General features: G+C 44.9%; 24 protein-coding genes and 2 tRNA genes. 20 read left to right on the forward strand and 6 right to left on the reverse strand.

Going from position 1 to position 25,781, the window contains the following annotated elements; genetic code table 11:
• Positions 1-10: 10 nt before the first annotated feature.
• Both ACPUEK_RS04835 and adhP read right to left on the reverse strand, forming a co-directional pair.
• The gene (locus ACPUEK_RS04835) at positions 11-757 is read right to left on the reverse strand and encodes a transporter substrate-binding domain-containing protein (protein WP_425642515.1); all 747 of its coding nucleotides are present in this window, start codon (positions 755-757) and stop codon (positions 11-13) included.
• A gap of 204 nt (positions 758-961) precedes the next feature.
• Positions 962-1,972, reverse strand: a complete 1,011-nt coding sequence (adhP, locus tag ACPUEK_RS04840; protein ID WP_425642516.1) for an alcohol dehydrogenase AdhP — start codon at positions 1,970-1,972, stop codon at positions 962-964.
• 174 nt (positions 1,973-2,146) lie between these two features.
• Between adhP and ACPUEK_RS04845 the strand changes: the two genes are divergently transcribed.
• On the forward strand, positions 2,147-2,899 hold the full coding sequence (locus ACPUEK_RS04845; RefSeq protein WP_425642517.1) for a TSUP family transporter: 753 nt from the start codon (positions 2,147-2,149) through the stop codon (positions 2,897-2,899).
• Positions 2,900-2,981: 82 nt separating this feature from the next.
• Here ACPUEK_RS04845 and ACPUEK_RS04850 read toward each other — a convergent pair whose 3' ends face one another.
• Positions 2,982-3,821 carry an isopenicillin N synthase family dioxygenase gene (locus ACPUEK_RS04850; protein ID WP_425642518.1) on the reverse strand — a complete coding sequence of 280 codons (840 nt, stop codon included), beginning with the start codon at positions 3,819-3,821 and terminating at the stop codon, positions 2,982-2,984.
• A gap of 443 nt (positions 3,822-4,264) precedes the next feature.
• Between ACPUEK_RS04850 and ACPUEK_RS04855 the strand changes: the two genes are divergently transcribed.
• The 11 genes from ACPUEK_RS04855 (at position 4,265) to ACPUEK_RS04905 (ending at position 12,557) form a co-directional block, all read left to right on the forward strand.
• Entirely contained in the window at positions 4,265-4,831 is a 567-nt protein-coding gene (locus ACPUEK_RS04855) for a YqgE/AlgH family protein (protein WP_139084493.1), read from the forward strand.
• On the forward strand, positions 4,831-5,304 hold the full coding sequence (gene ruvX, locus ACPUEK_RS04860) for a Holliday junction resolvase RuvX (RefSeq protein ID WP_417507485.1): 474 nt from the start codon (positions 4,831-4,833) through the stop codon (positions 5,302-5,304). Before ACPUEK_RS04855 ends, ruvX begins: the two co-directional genes overlap by 1 nt.
• A 20-nt stretch (positions 5,305-5,324) precedes the next feature.
• On the forward strand, positions 5,325-5,822 hold the full coding sequence (gene pyrR / locus ACPUEK_RS04865; RefSeq protein WP_425642519.1) for a bifunctional pyr operon transcriptional regulator/uracil phosphoribosyltransferase PyrR: 498 nt from the start codon (positions 5,325-5,327) through the stop codon (positions 5,820-5,822).
• 158 nt (positions 5,823-5,980) lie between these two features.
• Positions 5,981-6,979: an aspartate carbamoyltransferase catalytic subunit gene (locus ACPUEK_RS04870; protein ID WP_425642520.1), complete on the forward strand. Its 999-nt coding sequence runs from the start codon at positions 5,981-5,983 to the stop codon at positions 6,977-6,979.
• Positions 6,980-6,981: 2 nt separating this feature from the next.
• Complete coding sequence (locus tag ACPUEK_RS04875; protein ID WP_425642521.1) at positions 6,982-8,259, forward strand: dihydroorotase; 1,278 nt, start codon at positions 6,982-6,984, stop codon at positions 8,257-8,259.
• A gap of 128 nt (positions 8,260-8,387) precedes the next feature.
• The gene (locus ACPUEK_RS04880; RefSeq protein ID WP_425642522.1) at positions 8,388-9,479 is read left to right on the forward strand and encodes a hypothetical protein; all 1,092 of its coding nucleotides are present in this window, start codon (positions 8,388-8,390) and stop codon (positions 9,477-9,479) included.
• Positions 9,460-10,200 carry a YggS family pyridoxal phosphate-dependent enzyme gene (locus ACPUEK_RS04885; RefSeq protein WP_425642523.1) on the forward strand — a complete coding sequence of 247 codons (741 nt, stop codon included), beginning with the start codon at positions 9,460-9,462 and terminating at the stop codon, positions 10,198-10,200. The genes ACPUEK_RS04880 and ACPUEK_RS04885 overlap by 20 nt, the downstream gene beginning before the upstream one ends.
• A gap of 42 nt (positions 10,201-10,242) precedes the next feature.
• The gene (proC, locus tag ACPUEK_RS04890; protein ID WP_425642524.1) at positions 10,243-11,064 is read left to right on the forward strand and encodes a pyrroline-5-carboxylate reductase; all 822 of its coding nucleotides are present in this window, start codon (positions 10,243-10,245) and stop codon (positions 11,062-11,064) included.
• Positions 11,065-11,084: 20 nt separating this feature from the next.
• Positions 11,085-11,624 (forward strand): YggT family protein, encoded by a 540-nt coding sequence (locus ACPUEK_RS04895; RefSeq protein WP_067032920.1) that lies wholly within the window; start codon positions 11,085-11,087, stop codon positions 11,622-11,624.
• A gap of 122 nt (positions 11,625-11,746) precedes the next feature.
• Positions 11,747-12,256: a pantetheine-phosphate adenylyltransferase gene (gene coaD, locus ACPUEK_RS04900; protein ID WP_067032922.1), complete on the forward strand. Its 510-nt coding sequence runs from the start codon at positions 11,747-11,749 to the stop codon at positions 12,254-12,256.
• Between the two features lie 49 nt (positions 12,257-12,305).
• Positions 12,306-12,557, forward strand: coding sequence for a YfhL family 4Fe-4S dicluster ferredoxin (locus ACPUEK_RS04905; protein WP_425642525.1), 252 nt, complete (start codon positions 12,306-12,308; stop codon positions 12,555-12,557).
• 59 nt (positions 12,558-12,616) lie between these two features.
• Here ACPUEK_RS04905 and ACPUEK_RS04910 read toward each other — a convergent pair whose 3' ends face one another.
• On the reverse strand, positions 12,617-13,726 hold the full coding sequence (locus tag ACPUEK_RS04910) for a potassium channel family protein (RefSeq protein WP_067220991.1): 1,110 nt from the start codon (positions 13,724-13,726) through the stop codon (positions 12,617-12,619).
• Positions 13,727-13,738: 12 nt separating this feature from the next.
• On the reverse strand, positions 13,739-14,215 hold the full coding sequence (gene trmL / locus ACPUEK_RS04915; protein ID WP_067220988.1) for a tRNA (uridine(34)/cytosine(34)/5-carboxymethylaminomethyluridine(34)-2'-O)-methyltransferase TrmL: 477 nt from the start codon (positions 14,213-14,215) through the stop codon (positions 13,739-13,741).
• Between the two features lie 118 nt (positions 14,216-14,333).
• On the opposite strand from trmL, the gene ACPUEK_RS04920 reads away from it, so the two are divergent.
• The 8 genes from ACPUEK_RS04920 to ACPUEK_RS04955 all read left to right on the forward strand — a co-directional run bounded on the left by ACPUEK_RS04920 (position 14,334) and on the right by ACPUEK_RS04955 (position 24,748).
• Positions 14,334-14,409: transfer RNA gene (locus ACPUEK_RS04920), tRNA-Phe, on the forward strand.
• 66 nt (positions 14,410-14,475) lie between these two features.
• Positions 14,476-14,551 (forward strand) — tRNA-Phe (locus ACPUEK_RS04925).
• A gap of 249 nt (positions 14,552-14,800) precedes the next feature.
• A complete protein-coding gene (locus tag ACPUEK_RS04930) occupies positions 14,801-17,956 on the forward strand; it encodes a CHASE domain-containing protein (protein WP_425642526.1) in 3,156 nt (1,051 codons plus the stop codon).
• 67 nt (positions 17,957-18,023) lie between these two features.
• The gene (locus tag ACPUEK_RS04935; protein WP_425642527.1) at positions 18,024-19,490 is read left to right on the forward strand and encodes a bifunctional metallophosphatase/5'-nucleotidase; all 1,467 of its coding nucleotides are present in this window, start codon (positions 18,024-18,026) and stop codon (positions 19,488-19,490) included.
• Between the two features lie 3 nt (positions 19,491-19,493).
• Positions 19,494-21,473 carry a diguanylate cyclase domain-containing protein gene (locus ACPUEK_RS04940; protein WP_425642528.1) on the forward strand — a complete coding sequence of 660 codons (1,980 nt, stop codon included), beginning with the start codon at positions 19,494-19,496 and terminating at the stop codon, positions 21,471-21,473.
• A gap of 11 nt (positions 21,474-21,484) precedes the next feature.
• Positions 21,485-22,660: a GAK system CofD-like protein gene (locus ACPUEK_RS04945; RefSeq protein ID WP_425642529.1), complete on the forward strand. Its 1,176-nt coding sequence runs from the start codon at positions 21,485-21,487 to the stop codon at positions 22,658-22,660.
• Between the two features lie 116 nt (positions 22,661-22,776).
• On the forward strand, positions 22,777-23,790 hold the full coding sequence (locus tag ACPUEK_RS04950; RefSeq protein WP_067032936.1) for a response regulator: 1,014 nt from the start codon (positions 22,777-22,779) through the stop codon (positions 23,788-23,790).
• A gap of 1 nt (position 23,791) precedes the next feature.
• Positions 23,792-24,748 (forward strand): GGDEF domain-containing protein, encoded by a 957-nt coding sequence (locus ACPUEK_RS04955; RefSeq protein ID WP_425642530.1) that lies wholly within the window; start codon positions 23,792-23,794, stop codon positions 24,746-24,748.
• Between the two features lie 71 nt (positions 24,749-24,819).
• Here the strand turns inward: ACPUEK_RS04955 and rimK are convergent, their stop codons facing one another.
• Entirely contained in the window at positions 24,820-25,734 is a 915-nt protein-coding gene (gene rimK / locus ACPUEK_RS04960; RefSeq protein WP_231872612.1) for a 30S ribosomal protein S6--L-glutamate ligase, read from the reverse strand.
• Between the last annotated feature and the right edge of the window lie 47 nt (positions 25,735-25,781).

A 25,781-nucleotide genomic window follows, 5' to 3' on the forward strand; every position in this document is an offset into this window, starting at 1 on the left:
AATGAAAGGGCTATAGGTATTCGTCGCGGATGGTTTGGTAGGTGCCGTTACGTTTAATGATCTGTAGCCCTTTATTGAACTCTTGTAGCAGCTCACGTGACTCGGGGTAGTGTTTACTGAAGCAGACGTGTAAGGGGACCAGTGGCTCCGATACAATATTAGTGACTTTTAGACTTTTATGAATGCCAAGAATACGTGCTTGATACAATGCAGGGTAATCAGACACATAAAAAAGGTCTGTTTGACCACTGACAACGGAGTTTAAGCCTTGGGTGATGTTTTGCGCTAATTGATGAGGAATGCTGAGACTGCGTAATTGCTGTTCCATATCCCAGCCTTCGACGGAAATAATTTGATAATCTGCAAGGTCGTAGATAGTTTCTATTGCGTGAGTGTCCAGCTCTACTCGACTAATAACCGCGCGACTGGTTGCGCTCAGCTCATCGCTGAAATACATAAACGGTGCGCGCTCAGGGCGACGAGAACACGTGACGGTCCCTAACACCTTTCCTGCTTGCATGTTTTGGATGATGCTGTGCCACGGTTTCTTTTCAAACGTGGTCTGAATACCAACTTCTTTGAAGGCGGCTTCGACGACACGAATGTCCATACCAGAGATACTATTATCTGATTCAGAGATCATAATGTAGGGAGGAAAGTCGACCACCGGTAACGTGACGGTCTGAGTCCAAGCATTCATTTGAAAACCGCAAATAACGGACAGCAGCAAAGATTTTTGCACTCGCTGAAAAAACACGTAACCCCCCATAAAGTGATCGTCCCAGACGCTTGTTTTTGCAAAAATGCAAACAATGTTCAAGGATGCGCTAAGATACCACAGACCATCGAAAAAGTGGCAGAAAAACTGGCGTTTTTATGAGCGAATCAGTGTGCTTGGTGATATTAATTTAGTTTATAGGTTGGCGCTGGTTTTAAACGATTGAAACCAGCGCCTAGCGGGTTAAAGTGACATGACAATACGGCCTGTGATATCGCCTTTTTCCATATCTTCAAAGATGGCATTGATATCGTCGAGCTTTTTCTCGGTGATGATTGCTTTGACCTTGCCGCGTGCCGCGAATTCTAAACACTCTTCGAGGTCTTTACGCGTGCCAACAATTGAACCAACAACGCTAACGCCATTAAGAACAGTATCAAAGATAGGCAATGGCATGTCTTCAGGTGGCAGGCCAACTAACACGCATTTACCACCGCGACGAACCACGTCATAGCTTTGTCGGAACCCGGCTTTACTCACTGCTGTACAGACACTGCCATGAACACCACCTGTTGCGTCACGGATATCTTCGACCACATTGTCTGTTTTAAAATCAAAGAAGTGCTCAGCTCCAAGTGAGGTGGCTAATTCACGCTTCGCTTCACCGGTATCAACCGCGACAACGCGTAAACCCATTGCTACTGCATATTGAACAGCTAGGTGCCCAAGTCCACCGACACCAAACACTGCGACCCATTGGCCTGGTTTTGCATCGGATACCTTTAGCGCTTTATAAGTGGTGACACCTGCGCAGAAAAGCGGTGCCGCATCCACGTAGTTCAAGTTGTCGGGTACTTTAATGACATAGTCAGCATGCGCAGCACAATATTCAGCATAGCTACCTGCAACCGAGTAGCCAGCATTTTGTTGCGACATACACAGGCTTTCTTGGCCTGCTAGGCAGTATTCACAGTGACCGCAGGCACTGTAAAGCCATGGGATACCGACTCTATCGCCAAGGCTTAGATGTGTCACTGCGCTGCCGAGCTCTACAATTTCGCCAACGCCTTCGTGGCCAGGAATCAGCGGCAGCGTAGGTTTGACAGGCCAATCACCATGACAAGCATGGAGATCCGTATGACAAACGCCGCAGGCATGAATTTTGACTAAGATTTGATGTGGTTCAATGGTAGGCTTTTGGATGTCTTCAATGGTTAGAATTGAGCCAAACGTATTGGCAACAGCAGCTTTCATAAAATACTCCCTTAATTATTTTAGTGTCGCTCAGACGATAATAGGAATTATCATCGGCTGCCTTAACGTTAGTGGAACGTGTAATAATTACTTGTTTCGTAGTCCAAAACTGTTGTCTCTGAGTCCATATATGCATGTTTCATGCTTTTGATAGGTTTATGTAAGGTGAGTTTTATGACGGTTTCATTAGTGGTTTTACTCTTTGTTATTGCTTTTGGAGCCTATATTCAAACAGCGACGGGGTTTGGGTTTGGCTTAGTCGTATTGGGCATTGGCGGCGCATTTGGTTTATTACCGATCGCCGACTTAGCATTTATCGCCAGTGCGCTAAGCATTGTGAACAGTATATCGGGCTTATATGGAAATGTTTGGCGACAGGCTCAGTTTCGCCAGATGTTTGTGTTTCTTGCGGTAGCATTGCCAATGGTTGCGATTGGGCTGTATTGGTTAGAGCATATGGGCCAGTATGCATTGAACTTACTGCAAGGCTTGCTGGGGTGCGTGATGATACTGGTGTGCCTAAGCTCGCTGTTACGTCCTGAACCGCAAGCGACATTGTCGCCGTCGTGGCATTTTGGTGTCAGCGGTGCGTTTGCCGGAATGTTGAGTGGATTGTTTTCCACTGCTGGACCGCCGATATCGTATTTGATGTATCGCCAGCCGGTTGAACTTATTGTCATACGTGCAACACTATTGAGCGTATTTTTAGTGTTAGCGGGCTTTCGTACCAGTGCCTCTTTGATCTCAGGGCTTGTCACAGACGATATGATCACAGTCTCTGTGGTGGGTACGCCCATTGTGCTGTTGGGGACCATGCTGTCACGTCGTTATCTGTTGTCATGGTTGTCAGCCGCTATAGTAAAGCGCATTGCTATGACAATGCTGCTTATTTCAGGTGGAATCTTGCTGGTGAAAGCACTGTATTAAAGACTCTGCTACCGAATAGCGATGAATGAAAAATGGCATCAGCTTTAAACTGGTGCCATTTTTGTAGTTAGTTTTGTAGTTTTTAAATCACACCAAGTTCGGTTAAGCGCTCATGCAAGTATGAGCCCGCCGTATGGCGATCCGATAACACAACATCTGGGCGTGGGTGCAGGAATAAAGGCAGTGAAATACGTGATTTGGTTTTATCGGTGCCTTCTGGATTGATCACACGGTGGGAGGTCGATGGAAAATAGCCTCCAGACGCTTCTTGCAACATGTCGCCAATATTAACAATCAGGTTGCCAAAGTCGCATGGTACATCTATCCAGCGGCCATCTTTGAGCTTTACTTGTAGCCCAGGTTCATTTGCCGCAGGTAAAATAGTAATCAAGTTTATATCTTCATGGGCCCCAGCTCGAATGGCTCCGAGTTCTTCATCCCCTTGCAGAGGTGGATAATGTAAGACTCGTAATAAAGTCTGATCACTGTTTTCAATCATGCCTGATAGTGGTTGGGAATAGTGGCTTGCTACCTCTTCCGGTGAATACTGTTCAATCCAACCGAGCAGCTCTTCAGCCAAGGTGTTGGCTTCTTCGTAATACTGTGTCAATTGGTCTTTATGTTGCGCAGGGCACTGACCCCAAGGGTAATAGTGGAAGTATTCTTTGATGTCTTTTTTGCTATGCCCTTTTGCTGTTTCTGACACATCGGGCGGGAAGTAACCGTCTTGTGTGCCTACGTTATAGCGGTAGGTATGCTTTTCTGCACTGTTAAAAAAATCTTGCCAGTTGCGGTATATGTTTGACACCAGTTGCTGGCGAATAGGATGGTTTTTTAGTACACCAAAGCCCGTTTCCCGAAGGGATTTCACAAAGTCTTGGGCGGCATTTGGGCTACGGTAATCGACGGCTTCTAAAGTCATGTTGTCTTCCTATGATCAAGTCCGATATGTGCTAGAAGGTTGCCTAGCTAACAGAAAAAATTGACGGGATACGTAAGAAGGTATGACTAGGACGACCAGCCTTTATGAAAGAAATAGCGAAGGTCGATGGTCTCTTCGAGGTAGTGATCACGCCATTTCTCTAAACTAAGTTGTTGAGATTTGTCGTACAAGAGAGCGTCCTTTGTTACCAGTGAATAATTTAAAGTATAACCATTTGGTTGAATATTAAAGAGTTTAACAGCATTTCTTGCAAAATGAAGATGAATTCAGAAAATACTGATTTGTTTCTGGGCAAATGAATTCCTTGTCCTATACTGGCAATACGATCCTCGATTTGCAGGTTTATTAAAAGAGCGTCTTTATCGATCGGGGAATAGACAGACGCGAGCTCTTGCGTCGATTTCAAATAGAGGGCGGTTCGTATGATGAATACTTTTCAATCGTTAAAGCATCACTTTTTGATTTCTATGCCACATTTGAATGATCCAAATTTTGAACACACAGTCGTATATTTGTGTGAACACACGGACACAGGCGCGATGGGGGTGATAATAAACCGTCCGTCCAGTATTGATTTTGGCGAACTCGCAGAGCATTTGGGAATGCAAATGGCTCGCCCCAAACTTACTTCCGAAACCATCTATGTAGGTGGCCCCGTAGAGTCTGAACGCGGTTTTATTCTGCATACTAGTGATCGGAGTTGGGGGAACACCTTAGCTGTAACTGAGGACGTGTGTTTATCAGCGTCGCTTGAAACTCTGGAGCACATTGCCGCTGGAGATGGGCCTGAATCGTTTCTCATTACCTTAGGCTGTGCCGGATGGGAAGAAGGTCAGTTAGAAAATGAAATTGCGAATAATGATTGGCTGGTGTGTGAAGCGGATTTAGACGTATTATTTAATACACCGAGTGATATGCAGTTTAGTGCCGCGACAAAAGTACTAGGTTTGGATATGAGTTTTTTATCGCCTGAAATAGGACACGCTTGATGACCCAAGTGTCAACATCAGATACATCAGCAAACCCCAATGCAGCTTATACTGCATTGGGGTTTGACTTTGGTACGACCCGAATAGGTGTGGCTTTTGGCCAAAGCCTCACAGGGCAAGGTCGTCCCCTTAATCCATTGAAAGCGAATGAAGGTATTCCTAACTGGGATACGATCAGTGCTTTAGTTGAAGAATGGCTGCCAGATGCCTTTGTGGTGGGTTTGCCTTTGAATATGGACGGCAGCGAAAATGAAATGTGTCAACGGGCACGAAAGTTCGCGAAACGTCTACATGGACGTTATAACCGTCCTTACCATATGATGGATGAACGCCTCTCGTCCTATGAAGCGAAAGGGCATGTGATTGCTCAAGGCGGGCATCGGAACTTTAAAGAAAATTCGGTCGATGGACTGGCAGCACAAATGATTTTGGAATCATGGTTTGCGCAGCAGGCTTCTCAACCCGAAGAATGAATCAAGGATAACCATCACACATGACGTTGGATCTCGATAAAGCGCTGAACTCAATGAAGCAGCAGTTAGCTGACTACTGTCGGCAGCAAAACCTAGAAAACCCTATTGTGGTTGGTATTCATTCAGGTGGCGTATGGGTGGCAAATGAAATCCTTGACGCCGTGCCGACCAATGAAGAACTGGCGACGTTAGACATTACTTTTTATCGTGATGACTTTACTCGCGCGGGTCTACACCCGCAGGTAGGGCACACGAATCTACCAGCCATTGAAGATCGTCATGTCATTCTGGTTGATGATGTGTTGATGTCTGGGCGTACGATTCGGGCGGCGATGAATGAGATTTTTGACTTCGGTCGTCCTGCCAGTATCACATTGGCCATTTTATTTGACCTAAACAGTCGTGAGTTGCCTATTCGTGCGGATATTGTTGGGGAGAAACTCACCTTGACTGAAAATCAGCGGATAAAATTGTCTGGGCCGACACCGTTGTCTGTTTCTGTGATGGAAACCCACTAAAATTAGTATGTACGCTTTATTTTTTAAGCAACTCATACGACAATTAGATCTTGGATACTGTGGTTCGCTGGTAATCATCTAGCTCCACGAATGCCCGGCGTAGCCAAGTCTACGCCGGGCATTTTCCTATCATACATAGTGATTGAGGAAAGCAAACTATGATGCGATCCGACCCTCGGGCGTTACAGTTAAACGAACAAGGTCAACTAAAGCACTTTCTAACCTTGGATGGCTTAAGTAAAGATATTCTGACAGAGATTCTCGATCGTGCCGAATCGTTCCTTTCAATGGGCGAGCAGTCCGTTAAGAAAGTACCTTTGTTGCGTGGTAAAACAGTCGTTAATCTTTTCTTTGAAAATTCCACGCGAACTCGTACAACATTTGAGTTGGCTGCAAAACGCTTATCGGCGGACGTTATCAATCTCAATATCGCCACGTCAGCGACGTCGAAAGGTGAATCCTTACTGGATACGCTACAAAATCTAGAGGCGATGCAAAGTGACATGTTTGTCGTGCGCCATCAAGACAGTGGCGCTCCACATTTCATCGCCGAAAACTGCACCCCAAACGTTGCCATTATTAATGCCGGTGATGGGCGTCATGCTCACCCTACGCAAGCAATGCTGGATATGTTGACCATTCGACGCCACAAAGGCCAATTCGAAGGCTTAAAAGTGGCCATAGTGGGCGATATTCTTCACTCTCGGGTAGCACGTTCTGAATTGCACGCCTTAAAAACGTTAGGTGTTGATGATATTCGCTTAGTTGGACCAAAAACATTAGTGCCAGAATATTTCCGCGACATGGGGGCGACGATCTGTCATGACCTAAAAGTGGGTCTTGATGATGTGGATGTTGTTGTTATGTTACGTCTGCAAAAAGAGCGTATGGCGGGGGCTTTGCTTCCTAGCGAGAGCGAGTTCTACCGTTTATACGGTTTGACGGAAGAAACATTAGCATGGGCGAAGCCCGATGCCATTGTTATGCACCCTGGCCCAATTAACCGAGGTGTGGAAATTTCTTCGGAGGTGGCGGATAGCGACCGAGCCGTCATTCTTGATCAAGTGACCAATGGTATTGCGGTGCGCATGGCTGTGATGTCCATGGCCATGAGTGGACAAATGCAAGAACAACAGACGGCGGTAGATGAGGGCTAACTATGAAATTGCGTATTAGTAATGGTCGTGTCATCGACCCGAGTCAAAATCTGGACGCTGTTGTGGATCTATTTGTCGAAGACCATCGTATAGTGGCCATTGGCGAAGCGCCATCTGGTTTCGACGACTGTGAGGTTGTTGATGTCGAAGGTAAGTGGGTATTACCAGGGTTGGTTGATACCGCCGTCGCCTTAAGAGAGCCGGGTTATTCTCAAAAAGGCACCATTGCTTCCGAAGGAAGGGCCGCTGTTTCTGGCGGTGTGACTACGTTGATTTGTCCGCCTAACACGAAGCCGATTGTGGATACGCCGGCCGTTGCTGCTTTGATTCAAGATAAAGCCGATGACGCGGGGATGGCGAATGTGTTCCCTATTGGTGCGCTCACGCAAGGATTGCAAGGTGAACAATTGAGCAATATGGTTGCTTTGACAGATGCCGGCTGTGTAGCGCTTTCCAATCACGGTCATGATATTGCGAGTAATCGAGTACTCTCACGTGCGCTTGAATACGCCGCGACACATGACTTATTGGTAGTCTTTCACTCTGATGACAGTAGTCTATCTGAAGGTGGATGCGCCCATGAAGGCATGATGTCTACTATGCACGGCTTGGCTGGAATTCCAGAAACAGCAGAGACCATTGCATTGATGCGAGATTTGCTGCTGGTTGAAAAAAGCGGCGTGCGAGCGCACTTTGCTCGATTATCTTGTGCTAAGTCTGTCGAAATGATCGCGAATGCGAAAGCGGCAGGGTTAGACGTTACATGTGATGTCGCGTTGCATAACCTGCTATTAACCGATGAAGTACTGAAAGAGTTTGATGGCCAGTTCCATGTTATTCCGCCATTGCGTTCTGAGAACGATCGTTTGACCCTTATTGAGGGGTTAAAGACAGGCGTTATCAACGCAATTTGCTCGGATCATCAACCTCACGAAAAAATGGCTAAAGTCGCACCGTTTGCAGCAACTGAGCCTGGTATGGCAAACGTAGAAGTTTTGCTGCCTTTGGCGCTACGTTTAATGGATGAGGGCGACTTATCTCTGGATCAGCTACTTACCGCTTTGACCTATGGTCCGGCAGCATGTTTTGGCCTAGAAGCGGGTTCTTTAGCTGTTGGTAGCTTTGCTGATTTTGTTATTTTCGATAGTACCGATCGCTGGCTTTGGGATCATTCAACACGTAAATCTAAAGGCTTGAACTCGGGCTTTACGGGCGAGCAAATGACTGGCCGGGTTGTGCAGACCTTTATTTCTGGGCAGCGCGTGTACACACTTAGTTAGCTTTGCTCAGAATAGACTCTAATTTATGATAGAGTTAACAGGTTTACATAAATACGCCCTACTGGGCGTATTTATATTTGTTATAGGCTTTAACTGGTTTGGTAATGGAGTTTATGGAGACAGCAATAATGGATGCACTAAAGCAAGACTCGTCACAGATTGAAGCTGTGCATGAATCGCTCATACAGCGCGATTTTTTGTTACAGCTACGCAAAGTTGATCTGGTTTTGTTGGATTTAGTGGCTAACAGTGCTGGTTTGACTTCATATACTGAACAGGTTGTGAACAGTATTTGGTCGTTGTTTCCTAATACACTGCGTCCGTGCGTTATTTGGTGTGATAAAGAGCTGGTTCAGTGGCGCATTTTGAACTATCAAGATTGGCCTGAAATGACCGATTCTCTCGGCGTCCTCCATCATATACCGCAGACGCTGTCTACTTTCGTAGCCAGCCCATCACGACCATTTGCTAGAGAACATAATCTACCTACAAAAACAGACTGGAGCTGTTGGCATAACTCGCTGAATGAACACTTTCTTGAAACGTGTGACATGGTAAGTTTGCACGATGAAAACAAAAATTGGCTAACTTTTTGTTTATTCTCACCAAATTTGAATTCTGAATCTGAGCGGCGTTTGTATTACTGGTCCGTTGAGCAAGTGCTTCAAACATTACCGTATTGGTTTAATGCCATCGTTGCGCGTCTTCATACAGACGTTCGGCTGCAAGAGCACACCAATAAAGTAACCGGGTTACTGCAATCTCATGCCTTTGATAAAGCATTAGATATGATGCTGCGAGACGCACGACGTTATTTTCAGCGTTTGGCTTATGTCACTGTATTGGTCAATGAAGATGCAAACGTGGATGAACTGAAATTGTTGTCAGATACATTACGAGAAACGTTGCGAGACAATGATTTGTTAGCCAACAAGACGGATCACGAGTTTGTGATGGCCATGCGGATTATGCAATTAGACGATGCTCCGATCGTAGCGCAAAAAATAGAGAAAGCGTTATTGAAGGTGGACCCTAATCAAGTTTCCGTATTAAGTGGCGACGTCAAAATTGGGATGTCTTTGTACCCAGAGCAAGCGAATCATATAAAACTGCACGTTGCGTCTGTCGCGGCTGCGAATGCTGTTTCGGAGAGGCTAGGTTACCGTCTTGAATACTACGGTAAGTTTGTTCAGAACTTAGATGAAGCCTACGACGTTTAATATATTTAACGAGTTTAGAGGGAAGGCTGTGTCAGTCGCGGAAAACCTTAAGCATGTACGACAAGACATTGTAGCGTTAGAGCAACGGTTTGATCGAACCTCTGATAGCGTACGCTTGTTAGCGGTTAGTAAGACTAAGCCTTTGGCTGATATAGAGGCAGCGTATGCGGCAGGTCAGCGAATGTTTGGTGAAAACTACGTTCAAGAAGCGGTCGATAAGCACGAGCATTTGAGTCACCTAAGTGATATCGAGTGGCATTTCATTGGTCCGATCCAATCCAATAAATCTCGCCAGATAGCAGAAACAATGGCGTGGGTACACACCATTGATCGCGAGAAAATTGCGCGTCGATTAAGTGAACAGCGCCCTGTTGAACAGCTACCGTTGAATGTTCTGATCCAAGTTAACATTAGTGGTGAAGTGTCTAAATCAGGCATTTTATTAGAGCAGCTTGATGACATGGTATCGTTGATACAACAGCTGCCCAATATCAAATTGCGAGGGTTAATGGCGATTCCTGCGCCGCAAACCAGCGAAGCGGATCAAATTCAAGTATATGCCCCGCTTTATCAGGCATTTAAAGCACTGCAACAACAAGATTGTGATATTGACACCTTGTCTATAGGAATGTCTGGAGATATGGCCGCTGCCATTGCCTCAGGTAGCACCATGGTACGTGTCGGTACAGCAATTTTCGGTGCGCGAAATTACACATCATAGCGAGCTTGGCTCGCTTAAGTCATTAGTTTAGATAGGTGAAAAATGAGTTTAAAAATTGCTTTTGTAGGTGTAGGTAACATGGCATCTGCGATTATAGGTGGATTGCGGGCAAGTGGTTATAATGGTGAGTCTATTGTTGGCAGTTCCATTAATGTCGACGATCATGAGGCGATTGAGCAGCGTTTTGGTATTACAATGTATGCCGACAACAAAGACGCTGTAGCACAAGCTGATGTGGTCTTTCTATGTGTAAAGCCCAATATGCTGCAATCGGTTGTAGAAGATTTTGCCAGTGTTGTGCGTGATGATCAGTTGTTTGTTTCCGTTGCCGCCGGTATTCAACTCGATGCGTTAGCTGAATGGTTGGTTAAACCTGTTGCTGTAGTTCGCTCTATGCCGAATACGCCAGCGTTGGTCGGCAGTGGCATGTCGGGTTTGATTGCCAATGACAAGACGACTGAGTCACAAAAAGAATGGGTTGCTCAAGCTTTTGATAGTTTCGGTAGCCATGTTTGGGTCAATGAAGAAGACCAAATGCATACGGTCACTGCGTTATCAGGTAGCGCCCCAGCGTATTTCTTCCGAGTTCTTGAAGTTATGATTGAAGCAGGTAAAGCGCAGGGACTGGATGACGCTACTTGCCGTAAACTGGCAACGTACGCGATGAAAGGAGCGGCCGAAATGGTGACCCAACTAGACGATGACATTGCTCAGCTTCGCCGTAATATTACTTCGCCAAATGGAACCACTCAGGCGGCTTTGGAAACGTTAGAAGCGCAGGGCATTGAACCACTTTTTACTGCAGCGATCGAAGCATGTGCTAAGCGCTCTAAAGAACTTGGCGAAGAATTTGCCAATAAATAATGTAAACAGGAGCCAAAAAGATGGGTGATCCGCTAATTCTTGTAGTAAAAACATTAGGTAACTTATACCTATTTATTGTCTTGTTGCGTCTGGTTTTGCAGTTAACCCGCGCGGATTTTTATAACCCTATTAGCCAAGGCATTGTAAAAGCGACCAGTCCGTTATTGAAGCCCTTGCGTAAAGTGATTCCGTCCATTGGTCGTGTAGATACGTCTTCTGTGGTATTGGCTCTGGCTGTACAAGCGTTGATTCTCGTTCTAGTGATGACTATTGTGGGTTTCAAGTTAACGCCTACTCATTACGTGATTTATACGGTGGCAGGTGTTGTCTACCACTTGTTGGATCTGTATTTCTGGGCCATGTTGATTTCGGTGATTTTAAGTTGGGTTGCGCCTTCGTCGAGTCATCCAGGGGCATTGTTGGTGATGCAAATATGTGAACCTTTGTATCGCTTATGTCATCGCTTTATTCCATCTTTGGGTGGTTTTGACCTATCGCCGATTTTTATCTTCTTAGGCATTTCGGTGCTGAAACAATTTATTGCGCCATTTGTTATTTAACAAATTGGGTGAGATTTAGGCGGCTGATTTGAGTAGAACAGAATATTCTTATATGATGCCCAGCCTAAAGGTAAGCCGAGAATCGTCTGGTTCTTTAAACAAAACTAACTTGGACTAGAGCTATGAGTACAATCGCAGTTTACCCAGGCACTTTTGATCCCATCACAAACGGTCATACCGATCTTGTGGAGCGTGCGGCTAAACTGTTTCCGAAGGTTATTGTTGCTGTAGCGGCAAGTCCTAAGAAACGACCGGTCTTGGCTCATGATGTGCGAATTGAACTGGCTAAGGATGTCTTGGGGCATTTAGATAATGTCGAAGTACTTGGCTTTGATAACTTATTAACTGAGTTTACACGCTCTGTTAATGGTCAGGTTGTTGTGCGTGGTTTACGTGCTGTATCGGATTTTGAGTACGAATTTCAGCTGGCGAATATGAACCGCGTTATTGCACCGGATGTAGAGAGCCTATTTTTGACACCGTCAGAAAAACACTCCTATATATCGTCAACATTGGTGCGTGAGATTGCTTCATTGAATGGTGACTTCGGAATGTTTGTTCACCCTAAAGTGAAGCACGTGTTAACCGAACACTATCATAAAGCCGCTTTGGCGGCTGAAAAGCGTTCTTGATTGATTATATGAATGCCCTGAGTGGCATCAGATTTATTAGGAGAGCATCATGTCTCTAATCATTACCGATGAATGCATCAACTGTGATGTATGTGAGCCAGAGTGTCCAAACGAAGCAATTAGCCAAGGTGAAGAGATCTACGTGATCGATCCTACTAAATGTACCGAATGTATTGGCCACTACGATGAGCCTCAATGCCAGCAGGTATGTCCTGTTGACTGTATCCCTCATGATCCTAATTTCAAGGAATCGGAAGAACAGTTAATGGAAAAGTACCTTATATTGACGGGTCAACTTTAATAAAAAAGCCAAGCAATTTTTGCTTGGCTTTTTTATGCGTCATCGGTGTGATCTGAACGTCAGTTTTTTGGGGCTAGAAGCGCTTTTACTTCTGCACTGGTTGGCGTTACTTGATCTTCCCCAATCAATAGTATTAGAGCGTTTAAGCTAATGTGCTCACTTGATTTAGGGTGCGTCACAATATTCCCCATCGTATCTTCAAAACCAATGGCTGTGCCCATATCTCGTTGAATCAATTGTGTCACCACATCCGCCCAGCGCACATCGTACAACGAGACATTTATGCGTACGGTATGATCACCTTGATAGCGAAACAAATCTTCCAGTACTTGCTCGGTGCCAGGTGCGACAATTGAGCGTACCAGCATTTCTGGGTAAGCACGTATTGGTCGAATGACGGCTTTGGCGCCTGCTTCACGGAAGCGTTGGCGGTTCGCATCATCAATGGCTTCCGCCAATATGAAAGCTTTTGTACCGATCTCTTGAATGCGGTGTAAGGTATCGAACACCAAACTGTCACTGTGGGCATTTAAGCTATCTGGGGACAGCACCACGATGTATTTAGCGTTTGCTACCCCTGCATTGTTGAGCATGCCAGGACTGGTTGCATCACCTGTATGGTGAACGACGCCTTTTGCTCTGAGTGTTTCCGGCAACCCTTCTGGAAACTTAGGCGTCAGGATTTGAATGGGTACATCATCTAATCCAGGAGTATTGCAAATTTGTTGAACCATCAAGCTCAAATAGCGTTCAGTATTCGTTGAAGGTGTATTGATGATTAAAAGGTGATCCTGCATATCGCTCCACTCCAAGCGTCCCTTGATCTTCATTTCTTTGCGCATGATGCGAATTTCTACGTAGTCACTGGCAATCTGAGCCAGCAAGGTAATACCCATACCGTAGATTAATACAATGGTGGCAAACTGACCCCAAAAAGTCGCTGCCGATAAATCGCCATAACCTGTGGTGCTGGCCGAGGTCATGGTTAGCCAAAATGCCTGCCACCAATCTAAGTCTTCAAAATACACCATCGCGATGCTGTGTACAGCAACGACCATGGCGAGCATTATAAAGCGTCGCTTTAGATCTTTGGCGGCATGCAGGTGTACTTGCTTGCGATATCTTAATCGGGACCGAGTTTGGCGATGTATTAGCTTTCCTAGCAGCATAGTACGTTCCCTTTATTTCGAGCTGGGTAATACGTAATCAAGTTGTCGCCATGATTCATAGACCATCACGGCTACGGTATTAGAAAGATTTAAGCTACGTGAGCCCGCTTGCATCGGCAAGCGTAAGCGCTGGCTATAGGGGAGCGCTTCGATAAAATCGCTTGGCAACCCCCTTGTTTCTGGACCAAAGACAAGAACATCATTGGCTTTAAACTGTGCTTCAGAATGAGTGTGGCTACCTTTTGTTGTCAATGCATAAACAGTACCCAACTGACCTTCGTTTTGCTCAAGAAAGGCTTCCCAGTCGGTGTAGCGTTTAACATTTGCTAATTCGTGGTAATCAAGCCCAGCACGTCGCACTTTTTTCTCATCTAAATCAAAACCAAGTGGCTCGATAAGATGCAGCTTGTAGCCGGTATTGGCGCAAAGTCGGATGACATTGCCAGTATTAGGTGGAATCTCTGGTTGGTATAAAACAATGTTTAGCATCTAAGGTCTCCTCAAGATGTGTTAATCATACCAGAGCGCGCTAATTTACTAACTTATCAATAAAAATTTTAAAAAAGAGTTGACGAGTATGATCAGTTATTTATAATACGCCGCACTTGCCCAGATAGCTCAGTCGGTAGAGCAGAGGATTGAAAATCCTCGTGTCGGTGGTTCGATTCCGCCTCTGGGCACCATTTTACTAAAAGCTTGTTTTATACAATTTTTGAGTAAAAAAACGGTGCCTTATCCCGTTACAGTATGCCCAGATAGCTCAGTCGGTAGAGCAGAGGATTGAAAATCCTCGTGTCGGTGGTTCGATTCCGCCTCTGGGCACCATTTAAAACCTCGCTTATAGCGGGGTTTTTTAGTTTCTAGCCCCTCCAAAAAACAATCTTCAAATTCAGCATGTGTGATTGCCGGTTAACTATCTTTTAATCCCTAAGAAGCGTACTTACACATTCTTTCATCTTTTCTTATATTTAAATGCTTAGCTTTGCTATATTCGAAAGAAGGGAAAATGCTGCGGAATATTGCTTCTAGGTAGACCTTCTACCAATGTGAGCACCGAGATTAGAAAGGGTATTTATGCTCATAAATCAAAGTTTGAAAATAGTTATCATCGCGGCGATTTGTTATTTTGCGGTGGGTTGGCTTGGGCAGGCATTTGCCATTCCTCCAGGGTATGCCACGGTGATTTGGCCGGCATCGGGTGTGGCCATTGCGGCGTGTTTATTATTTGGTTATCGCCCTGTCATGGGTGTTTTCTTAGGCTCTGCTTTAGTTAATATCTCTATTGGTTATAGCAATACGGGGCAAATTTCTTTTTTAATCCCCGTGCTTATCGCGTTGGGCAGCTCTGTCCAAACGGCGTTTAGTTACGCCTTAATACGATATTTTATTGGCAAAAAACTTCAGTTTTATAACATACGCCATGTATTAAGTTTTATCTTGTTAGCGGGTCCTATTGGGTGTCTTGTCAGTGCCAGCGCGGGAACCTTTATTCTCTATTCTTTTGGTGTCTTGTCGGCGGATCAAGCGCCATTAAATTGGCTAAGTTGGTGGCTTGGTGACTCCGTGGGCGTCATTGTCTTAGTGCCATGGTTAGCCGTCTTGTTCCGTAAGCATTTTTCCGTTTACTACGATCACCCCGTTCGTATTATTTTGGCGTTGTTTATTGTGGCGATAACCACAGTGATTCTATCCATATCAACAGCGTATTTTGAGTTTGACAAACAGCGACAAGCCTTTAACGCAAATGCCGATTTAAGCTCAACATTGCTCAGCGAAAGAGTAAAGAATTCAACAGATGTTCTCTACGGTCTGGTGGGTTACATTCGCGGGAGCGGTCAAGTATCAAGACAAGAGTTCCAAAATTACAGTGACGTCGTGATGAGTCAAGATCGGGCAATCAAAGCGCTGTCCGTTAATCATGTACTTGAAGCGAAAGACATTTCGGATTACGAAGCCACTATGAGTGCTTTGTATGGCTTTCCATTTGAAGTCAAGCAACGAAATTCGGAAGGTGAGTTGGAGCCTGTAAAGGCACGAGATCGTTATGTGTCTGTAGGGTTGATTTACCCATTTGAGCCGAACAAGAAGGCAGTTGGGTTTGATGTCTATTCAGAAGCATCGAGACGTACCGCAATTAAAAATGCGATCAGACTCAATGCTGCCATGCCGACGTCTAGTATTACCTTAATCCAGAATACGAAAGCCGTTCTGATTTTTCTTCCTGCATATAAAAACCAGAAACTTTATGCGATGGCGACAGGCCTCTTTGAAATCAATGACCTATCATCCCGCATACTGGATCGTAATCCAGTAGGCGGTGTTGAAGTCTATTTAGTTGATCGACAAGCCAATCAAGCGCCGTACATCCTCGCCTCTAGCAAAAATGCATCGTTAAGCAGTGACGCGCTATTAAAGGGAATATCTGAGCAAGCATTTCCTTTTTATCATCGATCCATGATTCCGGTTGGAGCTCACCGCTGGGAATTGATTCATGTGAGTCACTCAGAGTTTATCGAGCAGCCTTGGGGAACACATTTCGTTCTGGTAGGGGGGTTATTCGTTGCTGGACTGTTGGGATGGGTATTGAGTCTTGTCTTCAGTCATGCCGCGCAAGTAGAGCGACAAGTAGCCATGCGTACAAAAGAGTTGTCTCAGGCCAACTTAGCGTTACGTGAGTCAGGAGAAAAGCTGAAGCAGGTGTCACAAGAGGCCCAAGAAGCGAATCAAGCTAAAAGCCGTTTTTTGGCCAATATGAGTCATGAAATTCGTACGCCACTCAACGGTATGCTGGGCAGTCTTACATTAATGAAGAGCCAATCCATGAGTACGGAGCAACAAAAGCTAGTGGAGCTTGCGCATCAAAGTGGTGATGCGTTACTGGACTTGGTGAATGATATTTTGGACTTGTCTAAAATTGAAGCGGGCGAATTAGAACTTGAGCCAGAGTATTTTGATTTACAAGACTTACTTGAGGATGTTTCGAGTTTGATGCGTATTAAAGCCCAAGAGAAGGGCTTGGTTTTAGTCGCACCACAAACATTATTGCCTGAGACCATGGTGTTTGGCGATCGTTTACGTATACGACAAGTGCTTCTTAATTTACTAGGCAACGCGATTAAATTTACCGAAACGGGAGGCGTGGTGCGGCTGGTTGCTCATCAAGAAGTTCAAGCCGGTAATCAAGCAACCTTTAAGCTGCAAGTCGTTGATAGTGGTATTGGTATTTCCGATAGCCTGCAAAAACGTTTGTTTCAACGCTTTAAGCAAGCTGATGCCTCTACGACAAGGCGTTATGGTGGTACGGGGCTAGGCTTGGCGATTAGTAAAGAGTTGATCGATGCTATGATGGGTGAGATCGGTGTTGAAAGCCAATTAGGGCAAGGTGCGACGTTTTGGTTTGAGTTGAATTTACCGATTAAAGAAACGGTTTTGAATGAGCTATCTTCAAAAACATTGCAAAACGTATCTAAGGTCTATGCATTGGGGCTAGAGGCGGAGGATAAACCTTACATTCAGGCCATGCTGCAAAGATGGCACGTTTCCAGTGAGTTTTCGGATGTGCTACCGAATCTAAATGTTATCAATGACGGCGATATATTGATTGTTGATGAGTCTTGTTTGAATGATGAAACTCGTGGAGCAATGGCCACGATTCAAAATCAAGTGATTGTGCTCGTAAGTCAGGGAAGTCAAACTACCGAAGTTGAGCGTTGTGGTGCAGCATCAGTGTATAAACCGGTTCATCGTAAAGCATTATTTGCTGCATTAGACAGTGTTCAGCACCGTACATCTGAGACGGTTGTTGATCAAACCGAGCCGGCAACGTCTATGAGCTTAAAGGCAAAAGTCTTGCTAGTGGAAGATAATTTGACCAATCAAATTGTCGCTAAAGGCATGCTTGGCCTATTTGGTTTGTCGGTGGATGTAGCAGAAAATGGTCAAGTTGCATTAGATATGATGGCGCAAACAACCTACGACTTAATATTCATGGACTGTCAAATGCCAGTCATGGATGGTTATGAGGCGGCTCGCGAAATACGCTGTTTAGGAATTGAATCTGCAACAGCGAAAGACGTACCGGTGATTGCACTCAGCGCAAATGCAATGAAAGGTGATGACCAGCTTTGCTTTGAGGCAGGCATGGATGATCATGTTGCTAAGCCTATTTCAAAAGACCGCTTGAATGAGGTGATTAATACATGGCTAGGGAAAAAGCATCAAGATGTCTAGCTGACTGTCATGTTTACTCAATAAGTTGAATGTACACTGACGTTTAAATAGTTATGAGACCGCCGATATGAAAGGAATTATTACAACGCTTTTTACGATCACTTTAATGAGTGCAAATGTGGAGGCCGCGAAGATCATTTTCACCTCTAATGCTCCAGAGTTATACCCAGATGAAAATGGTTATTCCTTAGCGAAGATCTCAAATTACGTCAAAAGAATGAAACAAGGTGATGAGCCAGTCTTGTTTATTCATGGTGGTGATAGTCTTTATCCGAATCCGTTATCGGTTTATGACAAAGGCGCTCATATGATATCCATTATGAATTCGATGTCTGTTGATGCTCTGGGCGTCAATCGACGAGAATTCAACGACGGATTTGACCAAATTTCTTTACTGAGTACACAAGCTCTGTTTCCTATGGTGTTATCGAATTTACTGGATCGTCGCACTTTGAGTCATGTTGAAGGCGTGCGCCCCTACGCTTTATTGCCACTAGGTGATATGACCCTCGCCGTACTGATGACAGTATCGAGTGAAGTAAACACGACTTTTTTGTTTAATCAGGCCATTGTGGATGAAACGTCTGAGCAGTTGCTGCGTTGGGCGGAGCAAGCACGTCAGCAGGGTGCAGATAAAGTACTGTTAATTACCGAAAATTCTTATCTGAAATCTGTCCCACTGAGTCGCTTACAGAGCCTAGACATTATCATGGTGACTCAGGATGGCGCGGATAAAGTGCACTCAGAGCGCCCATTAGTGATGTTCTCTGGAGGTGTCGACGACGAGTTAGCGGTGATTGACATTCAGCCTAATGAAATGACGGGGCACATTGTTCATGTGGCGAATGAGCTGCCAGATGATCAACTCCAAGCTGTGATCAAACGTTATACCAGTCAATTAGACGTGGTACTGAATCAAGAACTCGTTACTCTTGCTGCGCCAATGGATTCTCATCGTAATATTTTACGTAGCGAAGAGTCCCGTTGGGGGAACATCGTTTTGGATGCGATACGGCACTATACTCGAGCGGATTTTGCCGCGACAGTTGGGGGTGGGATTCGTGGTTATCGTGATTATGAAGCTGGCTATGTGCTAACCCGTCGAGACGTACAGCGTGAGTTACCTTTTGGAGGGAATGTCTACGTCGTCGAAGTGAATGCGGACAAAATTAAGCAGCTGTTAGAGCACGGTGTGTCTCGCGTGGAAGATTTAGATGGCCGCTTCCTTCAGGTGTCTGGGCTTCATTATGAATACGATGGCAGCAAGCCCGTAGGTCAACGTATAATGAGCATAAAAAATGCTCAAGGGCAGCCTCTTGAAAAAGGGCGCTATACCCTAGCTATCTCGGACTACATGCTAGAAGGTGGGGATGGGTATAATTTTTCTGACGTAACGGTTATTTCAGATAACTTAAGCAGTCAGCGTCTTGTATGGAATATTGTCTCTGACTATTTAGAGCAATTTGACACCATTTCTCCAGCCATTGAAGGTCGAATCATTAATCGCACACCTTCAAGTGATATAGGTCGTTAATTTATGCCCGATAAATCGTTGAGTATTCGCAAGAGTTTGCGTGCTCGAATTGCAGCCGCTGTGTTCACTATGGTGCTGCTGATGTTGGTGTCGGGCGCAGTCTCACTGTATTACTTTTCTCAATTAAACATTGCGGTTTCGAAACAATCAGAACAAGAGCTGCCTGCCTTAAAAACACTGAACAGTATTCAGCTGAGCATCACCCGTTTAGCAACACTTTCTAATGAAGTCTCTAATAGTAACTCGCCTGCTTACAGCCGAATATTGATGTCACAAGTACGTCAGCAAGTGGAAGAGCTACAACTTAGCTTAAAAACGCTTGGCAGCGCTAACGAGCAAATTCAAAGATTGACAGAAATTGTAGCGAAAGTTGAGCCAAGTGTTATGAATATGTCGCTTTCTAAAGCGATGTTAGATCAAGTAGAAGGTACGTTGATTGCACGCACCACAGAAGCTCTACAACAAGCCATAGAGCATTATAAATTAGTGAATCAAGCCGATGCGAAAGTCTTACTGGATAGTCTTTGGCAGGACTTAAACCAGTTGGCAGCAAACGAGCATCTTTATGAGCAGAATAGAACACTGGCCAACATCCGCAAAACGTTGGCGTCGTTATCTCAGGTAGACAGCGCATCATTTCAAGCCATCAATCCATTGATCAGTGCACCTAACGGTGTATTTGAGTTGCTGTCCAAAAAAGAAGTCTATCGCACAGAAGTTTTGGGGCTCAGTACTCAAAATCGAATTCTTCTAGGGAGCGTGGTTGATTTTGGGCATCGTGTATATATAGAAACAGAAGACAATGTCACGTTTCAAGCAAATGATATTTCTGCGAGTTCTGAACGCTTTATCGATGTGCTTACGGTGATGTTTATTATTCAGTTGCTGGTTGCTTTGTCGTTGATTGTGTATTTACATCGGGAATTGTTCAGGCGTTTACAGGCACTGAAACACTTAGTCGGGCAACAGAAAAAGATCACCGCTGACGATGTGGCTCTGTTTGATGAGCGTAATGAATTAGGTGTGTTGGTGAAGCAGCTGCAGAATTATGTGGACACGATCACCGCTCAGCAACAGCAAATCGAAGCCACAAGCCACCAACTGCAGATGATTATTAAACATTCGCACATGAAAGTGGCGGTGTTTCAAGGTGAGCAACTCTTGTATTGCAGTGAATCCTTGAGCCAGTTATTTTCAGAACGAGAGTTGCGTTGTGTGGATGAATTCCCTGAATCAGTTCAGCAGAGTATTCGAGCATCAAAAAGTGGTTTAAAAGCAGCTGATAAAGCAACGTACTTAGATGAGCACAATCAGCATTGGTATGAAATTGTCAGCGATGTTGTATTTTGGGATAACCAGCGAGCTGACTTAGTGTGTTTCATGGACGTAACGGAGCAAATCAAAGCAGAGCAAGAGTTTAAGCGAACTTTGATGGTGGTGGAAAGTGAAGCAAAAATTGACCCACTGACAGGGTTACTAAACCGAAAGTTGTTTGATACGCAAGTGGCCTCTTTCCAATCAGGGGAGGGGGAAGGTGGTTATGCGGTTCTGTTATTTGATGTGGATTATTTTAAGCACTATAACGATCAGCTAGGCCATTTGCAGGGCGACAATATTTTAAAAATGGTGGCGTCTGCGATTAAGCGCAATACACCTGCGTCAGGTCTTGCGATTCGCTATGGTGGGGAGGAGTTCTTAGTCTTTATCCCTGACTGCCCAGAGCGCCGGGCAGTCAATATTGCTCAGTCCATTGTTGAGGATGTCTACGGCCAGCGCGTCCCTCATCCAACATCGCCTCACGAATATTTGAGTTTGAGCTGTGGTATTAGTGTTCAGCAAACTGCTGAAGATGCCGTTCTGAAGGTTTTTGATCAGGCGGATAAAAGTCTTTATAAAGCAAAAAATAGTGGCCGAAACTGTATGATGGTATGGCGAGCCCTACATCAATCTGAATCCACGGAAGAACCTCCATTGACCCAGTAGTAGATAATTTTATGTTCAACGTCTCGCGTCGACTTGTGGTACCGGACTCCGTCCGAGTTCATCGTTATCAAAGCCTCCCAGAGCTCGCCCCTTCTATTTTATTTTTCAGTGGCGGCTCTGCACTTAATAAAATTTCACGTCAGCTCAAGCGTTATACACACCATTCGATCCACATGGTCACTCCGTTTGATTCTGGCGGTAGTTCGGCAAAGTTACGTCAAGCATTTGATATGCCAGCGGTAGGGGATTTACGAAGTCGCATTATGGCATTGGCGGACGAAACGGTTTTAGGGCAGCCCGATGTATTTGATCTGTTCAGCTACCGTTTGGCACACGATATGTCCGATGAGCAGTTGTGGCAGGAATTTGGTCAATTAACCGATGGTTCTCATGTGTTGATGCAGCCCATTGTGGCGCCAATGAAATCGTTGATCAAAGCGCAATTGGCTCGATTGCAAGCGCATTTGCCAGAGGACTTTGATCTTCGTGGGGCCAGTGTTGGCAACTTGATTATTTCAGGAGGGTATTTGGGCAATCAGCAATTACTTGATCCCATTATTTTTCTATTCTCCCGACTGGTTAAAACGCTTGGTGAAGTCACGACGATCGTGGATGAAACACATCACTTAGGGGTTCGTTTAACCTCCGGTGAATGTATCTTAGGTCAGCACTTGATAACCGGAAAAGAATGTCGACCACTGTCGTCTCCAATTGAAGAGATTTGGCTCAATCATGGCTTGACGGAGAATCACCCTATATCAGCGCAAGTCCCTGAAGACCGTCGGCAGAACATTGAGCAAGCCGATATCATTTGTTATCCACCAGGCAGTTTTTTCACCAGTGTTGTGGCTAATTTACTGGTGTCCGGCGTTTCTGAGGCGATCGTAGCGAATCCAAACCCTAAGCTGTATTTGCCGAATTTAGGGGAGGATCCGGAACAAAAGGGTTGGTCAATCATGGCTCGTATCGAGTATTTGTTGCGCTTAATGCTCGGTTCGCCAGAACTAAACTGTCGGACGCCTGTACTTAATTGGATACTGTTAGACAGCAACTACGATTATGGTGAGGTGGATGAATTACAGTTGCAGTTATGGGGAGTAACGGTCGTAAAAGCGGATCTTATCCGCAATAAGCCTGACCGTTATGATGAACAGCAGGTTGTTGAAGCGCTGTTGTCGTTTGCCTAATATCAGTGTGTCGAAAGAGTGACTATAAATCGTGTATTGAAAACGATACACTTGATGAAATTTGTAGAAAAATTGAGCGGTTAGTTGCTCTTAATTCATAGGCGGTTGTAACTCTAATGAGCAAAAAAGTTCTCATATGTGATGACTCTGGAATTGCGCGTAAGCAGTTAGCTCGAGTTTTGCCCAAAGAATGGGATGCCCAAGTAGAATTCGCGACAAACGGTCAAGAAGCATTGGAGCATATTCAATCTAATGAAGTTGATGTTCTGTTTCTAGATTTGAATATGCCTGTGATGGATGGCTACCAAACACTAGAAGCATTGCAGTCGGTTGCCAACGCTCCTCAGGTGTTAGTCGTTTCAGGTGATATCCAGACGAAAGCTTTGGAGCGCGTAAAAGCACTGGGCGCATTAGACTTTCTAAAAAAACCGGTCGATCAAGACGTACTGGAAAAAGCACTTGAAGACTACAACTTGTTTGGTGATGGCGCGAACTCACAGGGTTTAGTACTCGAGAGCAGTGCCGCAGACGACTTCAGTCTAAGTCAGTGCTTGCAAGAAGTGTCTAACGTCGCGATGGGGCGGGCTGCGAGTGTATTAGCGGATATGCTCAATGTGTTTGTGAAACTGCCTGTTCCCAAAGTCAATATTTTAGAAGTCAGTGAATTACAGATGGCACTGACCTACGGTGCAATGAATACTGGTCGTTGCTCTGCCGTGACTCAAGGGTTTGTTGGAGCCGGCATTGCGATGGAAGCATTGCTGATCTTCTCTGACTCAAGTTTTCCTGAAATGGCCAAACTATTAAATGTGACGGAAGACATTGATCATAATTTAGAAGTTGAATTACAGATGGATATCTCCTCTGTATTAATAGGGCCTTTTATTAAAGCGTTAGGTGACCAGCTAAATATTGATTTCAGCTACAGTCATCCAGTGGTCTTAGGTCAGCATATTAAAGTCGCTGATCTTATTAATGTGAAACGTGCTCAATGGAAAAGAACGCTGGCTGTTGAGATCGTATACGAAGTGGATAATTACCAAATTAGTTGTGATTTGATGTTGTTGTTCACAGAAGATTCCTTACCCGTACTAGAGGATCTTTTGTCTTATTTGGTTGAGGATGATTGAAATGACGCAACAGACAGATATGACCGAGCTGCATTGGTTGTTTGATATGTTGCAGCATATCGATGTGGGATTGGTTGTGATCAACAATAATTACGAAGTGGAGCTTTGGAATGGTTTTATGGAAAACCATTCTGGTGTGAGTTCGACGAGTGCTCGTCAACGTAGCTTGTTTGATATTTTTCCATCCATCAATCAAAACTGGTTACAGCAAAAATTGGATACGGTATTAGCGCTAAGAACGCCCATTTACATTTCGTGGGAACAGCGCCCTTATTTATTTCCGTTTAAATCTTACCGAGCCATTACCAGCATTTCAGAACTAATGTTTCAGAATGTTGTGATTCGTCCGATTAATAATGCCAACGGTACGGTCAATCATTTATGTTTAGTGGTTTATGATGTAACGGATGTGGCTGTCAATAAAGCCGCGCTTTCTGCTGTTAATCGTAAGCTAGATCAACTGAGTAAAACGGATGGGCTAACGGATCTTCATAATCGTGCTAGCTTAGACCGAGCGATTAAGCTTACCTTTGATGCCTATATAAAAGGGAATAGTGGTCCGCACTCGTTAGTCATTGTCGATATAGATCATTTCAAAAGTGTGAACGATAACTACGGTCACCAGACTGGCGATGCTGTGCTGCAGGAAATGGCGAAAATGTTGTCCAGCGGATCCCGTCGAGGGGATTTTGTTGGGCGTTATGGTGGTGAGGAATTCTGTATTTTGCTGCTAAACACCACACAAGAAAATGCCAAAATTTACTGTGAGAAGATTCGATCCCAAGTGGAAGAAAATGTCTTTAAAACCAGTAAAGGTGATCTAAAAATCACCATTAGCTTAGGCTGTAGTGAGCTTAACCAAGCCCACGATTCGATCGAACAGTGGGTCGAAAGTGCGGATCAAGCGCTTTACAGTGCCAAGGACAAAGGTCGTAATCAAACCGTGGTTGCAGGCTAGATCTCCTATTGAAGCTAGAATAAGCAAAAAGGCTCTTATACATGGTGTAAGAGCCTTTTTGCTTTATATTGTTAAAGGGCGTCGCGAGCTTTTGCTGCAAGGCGTCTTTCAATAGCCGAGATCATCATCGAGGCAATGTCTTCATTGGTAGCCGTTTCGATGCCTTGCAAACCTGGAGAGGAGTTTACTTCAAGCAGTAATGGGCCATTGTTTGAGCGTATTAAATCCACGCCTGCTACTTTTAAATTCATCGCCTTCGCGGCTTTGATTGCAATGCGCTTTTCTTCCGCCGTGATTTTCACTAATTCAGCACGACCACCTTGATGGATATTAGCGCGGAACTCTCCAGGGGCGGCTACACGCTGGATGGATGCGACCACTTTGCCATCGATTACAAAGCAGCGTAAGTCTTTACCACTGGCTTCTTTGATGAACTCTTGCACTAAAATATTCGCATTAAGGCTCTTAAAGGCGTTAATGACAGATTCAGCGGCCTTTTTCGTTTCGGCTAAAACGACCCCTTTACCTTGTGTGCCTTCCAATAGCTTCACAATGAGTGGCGCGCCGCCCACCATATTAATCAGATCGTTTGTATCTAACGGTGAATTGGCAAACCCAGTGGTCGGAATGGCTAGCCCATGTTCAAGCAGTAATTGCAGTGAACGCAGCTTATCACGTGATTGAGCGATTGCAGTTGAGTCGTTTAGACAGAAAATGCCCAATGACTCAAACTGACGAAGCAAGGTACACGCGTAGAACGTCATGCTTGGTCGAATGCGTGGAATCACTGCATCCAAGTCGTTCAGAATACGGCCGCCACGATAGTGGATTTCGGGAGTCGTAGCGTCCAGTTTCATATAGCAGTGGCGCACATTAAGAAACTGCATTTCGTGCCCCATGGCTTCGCCAGCTTCGATGATGCGGCGGTTACTGTACAGCTCAGGGTTACTCGCGAGTACACCAATACGTAGACCGCCTTCGCGAATCTCTGGTGTCTCATACAGCTTTGCTAGCGTTTCTTGTGGGCGATCCC

Source organism: Marinomonas gallaica, from assembly GCF_049821165.1.
In the GTDB taxonomy this organism is placed as follows: Bacteria; Pseudomonadota; Gammaproteobacteria; order Pseudomonadales; family Marinomonadaceae; genus Marinomonas; species Marinomonas gallaica.

Coding starts and splice junctions, on each gene's coding strand:
- ACPUEK_RS04880 (WP_425642522.1), top strand. CDS start 8,388: ATGGATGCACTAAAGCAAGACTCGTCACAGATTGAAGCTGTGCATGAA.
- ACPUEK_RS04950 (WP_067032936.1), top strand. CDS start 22,777: ATGAGCAAAAAAGTTCTCATATGTGATGACTCTGGAATTGCGCGTAAG.
- ACPUEK_RS04850 (WP_425642518.1), bottom strand. CDS start 3,821: ATGACTTTAGAAGCCGTCGATTACCGTAGCCCAAATGCCGCCCAAGAC.
- ACPUEK_RS04910 (WP_067220991.1), bottom strand. CDS start 13,726: ATGCTGCTAGGAAAGCTAATACATCGCCAAACTCGGTCCCGATTAAGA.
- ACPUEK_RS04940 (WP_425642528.1), top strand. CDS start 19,494: ATGCCCGATAAATCGTTGAGTATTCGCAAGAGTTTGCGTGCTCGAATT.
- ACPUEK_RS04905 (WP_425642525.1), top strand. CDS start 12,306: ATGTCTCTAATCATTACCGATGAATGCATCAACTGTGATGTATGTGAG.
- ACPUEK_RS04855 (WP_139084493.1), top strand. CDS start 4,265: ATGATGAATACTTTTCAATCGTTAAAGCATCACTTTTTGATTTCTATG.
- ACPUEK_RS04930 (WP_425642526.1), top strand. CDS start 14,801: ATGCTCATAAATCAAAGTTTGAAAATAGTTATCATCGCGGCGATTTGT.
- ACPUEK_RS04935 (WP_425642527.1), top strand. CDS start 18,024: ATGAAAGGAATTATTACAACGCTTTTTACGATCACTTTAATGAGTGCA.
- ACPUEK_RS04845 (WP_425642517.1), top strand. CDS start 2,147: ATGACGGTTTCATTAGTGGTTTTACTCTTTGTTATTGCTTTTGGAGCC.
- pyrR (WP_425642519.1), top strand. CDS start 5,325: ATGACGTTGGATCTCGATAAAGCGCTGAACTCAATGAAGCAGCAGTTA.
- ACPUEK_RS04945 (WP_425642529.1), top strand. CDS start 21,485: ATGTTCAACGTCTCGCGTCGACTTGTGGTACCGGACTCCGTCCGAGTT.
- ACPUEK_RS04875 (WP_425642521.1), top strand. CDS start 6,982: ATGAAATTGCGTATTAGTAATGGTCGTGTCATCGACCCGAGTCAAAAT.
- coaD (WP_067032922.1), top strand. CDS start 11,747: ATGAGTACAATCGCAGTTTACCCAGGCACTTTTGATCCCATCACAAAC.
- ACPUEK_RS04895 (WP_067032920.1), top strand. CDS start 11,085: ATGGGTGATCCGCTAATTCTTGTAGTAAAAACATTAGGTAACTTATAC.
- ACPUEK_RS04955 (WP_425642530.1), top strand. CDS start 23,792: ATGACGCAACAGACAGATATGACCGAGCTGCATTGGTTGTTTGATATG.
- trmL (WP_067220988.1), bottom strand. CDS start 14,215: ATGCTAAACATTGTTTTATACCAACCAGAGATTCCACCTAATACTGGC.
- ACPUEK_RS04885 (WP_425642523.1), top strand. CDS start 9,460: ATGAAGCCTACGACGTTTAATATATTTAACGAGTTTAGAGGGAAGGCT.
- adhP (WP_425642516.1), bottom strand. CDS start 1,972: ATGAAAGCTGCTGTTGCCAATACGTTTGGCTCAATTCTAACCATTGAA.
- ACPUEK_RS04870 (WP_425642520.1), top strand. CDS start 5,981: ATGATGCGATCCGACCCTCGGGCGTTACAGTTAAACGAACAAGGTCAA.
- proC (WP_425642524.1), top strand. CDS start 10,243: ATGAGTTTAAAAATTGCTTTTGTAGGTGTAGGTAACATGGCATCTGCG.
- ruvX (WP_417507485.1), top strand. CDS start 4,831: ATGACCCAAGTGTCAACATCAGATACATCAGCAAACCCCAATGCAGCT.